Genomic DNA, 1761 nt, shown 5'->3' with positions numbered 1-1761 from the left:
TTTTCGTATGGAATTTCATAAGTAACTGTTGGCATATAAGAAATTGCAGACTTTGTTGGTTTTACCAGTAACCTATCATCATATATACCGCCAACGATTTTTCCACGATAATAGATAATAAATTCTCCCATCATTGCACGATATGTTATTTCTTGTAATTCTGATAATTGTTCTAAAACAAATTGTAAATAATCTTTACTTGAAGCCATTTCTAACTCTCCAATCTTGAATTTTATTATTCCAATGCTTTCTTTAAGTCCAGAACAAATTGCTTTTGTTGTTTTTTCAAATAGGTTTTTACAAAAGGTTTCATAAACCACTTTTTAGGTATCACATTTTCTGTAAAGTCTATTTGTGTTTCATTCCCTTTGTCTGTAAAAATACCAATCCAGTGACCTTTCATGTTGCTATTATCCATATCAAATTCCCAGCGTTTATATGGTTCTACAACGGTAACGGTAAATGTAGTAGCATATCCATTTTTTGTGTATTCAATAAATTGTTTGTCATTTATTATTTCTGTTTTGCTCAAATCACTTCGCCATGAGTTATATTTATCAACAGCTAAAACAATGTTCCAAACTTTTTGAATATCATTACTAATAATTGTATTTATATTTGAAATTGCCACTTTTTCATTTCCCCTTTTTAAATTACCGTTTATCGTTTTTTCATATCCACATTATAACATTCTCATATCACCACCACAATAAAATGTTATGCACCGATAGTCTTATTGAACAGCTCTAACAGACACCATTTCATCACTCCAATCTGAAATTTAGGTATGAAAAAAGCAGTCAATCATAAGACTAACTGCTTTGTGTGTAGGGATATGAAATTGTAAACTAGATTGTTTGTTATAGATTTATAGTCATAATATATTCTTCGCTGTTTTCATCAACAACAAGAAAACCTGCTTTCTTATACATTTTTACTGCATAATTATTTTTCTGAACAGATAAGGAAATTTTTGAATAACCAAAAGATTTTTCCACTAACAATAATTGTTGCAATAATGAAGTCCCAATCCCTTGTCCTCTATACTTTTGAAAAACAGACATAGCAAGGGACGGTGTATCATTGTCAATGTGTCCGTAATCGTTCATTATTCGCACCCAAATAGCACCTACGACATTTCCTTGAACTTCCGCAACTAAAGCCCTATCATCTTTTCGCTTTCCAAATTCAAAAACATATTCTTGTAATTCTGGACAGTTAATTATTGATTTAGGTGGTGGCTCAACACCGTCTGGAATATAAATTGCTTCATACAAAAAGTCATTGAGTAAATCATATTCTGCTTTTTTAATTTTCCTTATGATATAATCCATAACTTGACTCCTAATCTATTTTATCTTTTTTCATACCCCGATTATACCATTCACATATAAGCACTACAACAAAATTTTATGCTTCGATAATCTTGTTAAAAAGTTCTAAGAGTATATCATTTCATCACTCCAATCTGTAATTTTGGTAAGAAAAAAGCAGTCAATCCTAAGACTAACTGCTTTGTGTGTATGGATATGAAATTGTCAAGCTAGAAACTGTTTATTTTTTCTTTTTAGGTTTTGGCGTTGGTAGTTCATCATACATCACATTAAATAACCCCGTCAGAAAATCTTTATTATCAATTTCTTCCACCAATAACATTTCTTTGGCATTTTCGTATGGAATTTCATAAGTAACTGTTGGCATATAAGAAATTGCAGACTTTGTTGGTTTTACCAGTAACCTATCATCATATATACCGCCAAC

Annotated in this window: 3 protein-coding genes and 1 pseudogene; all 4 read right to left on the bottom strand. The window is 30.7% G+C overall.

Going from position 1 to position 1761, the window contains the following annotated elements:
* The coding region (locus G593_RS0118225) for a TfoX/Sxy family protein (RefSeq protein ID WP_029732602.1) at positions 1–209 on the bottom strand (209 nt) is incomplete at its 3' end.
* A 26-nt stretch (positions 210–235) separates the two neighbouring features.
* The gene (locus tag G593_RS0118220) at positions 236–631 is read right to left on the bottom strand and encodes an SRPBCC family protein (protein ID WP_029575615.1); all 396 of its coding nucleotides are present in this window, start codon (positions 629–631) and stop codon (positions 236–238) included.
* Positions 632–860: 229 nt separating this feature from the next.
* On the bottom strand, positions 861–1334 hold the full coding sequence (locus tag G593_RS0118215; RefSeq protein ID WP_029732601.1) for a GNAT family N-acetyltransferase: 474 nt from the start codon (positions 1332–1334) through the stop codon (positions 861–863).
* A 220-nt stretch (positions 1335–1554) separates the two neighbouring features.
* A pseudogene (locus tag G593_RS0118210) lies at positions 1555–1761 on the bottom strand (TfoX/Sxy family protein); the annotation flags it as partial.

This window comes from Dorea sp. AGR2135 (assembly GCF_000420885.1).
Classification (GTDB): Bacteria; Bacillota; Clostridia; order Lachnospirales; family Lachnospiraceae; genus Dorea; species Dorea formicigenerans.
Note: the sequence above shows the minus strand (reverse complement) of the source record. Positions and strands in the feature narration are given on the sequence as shown.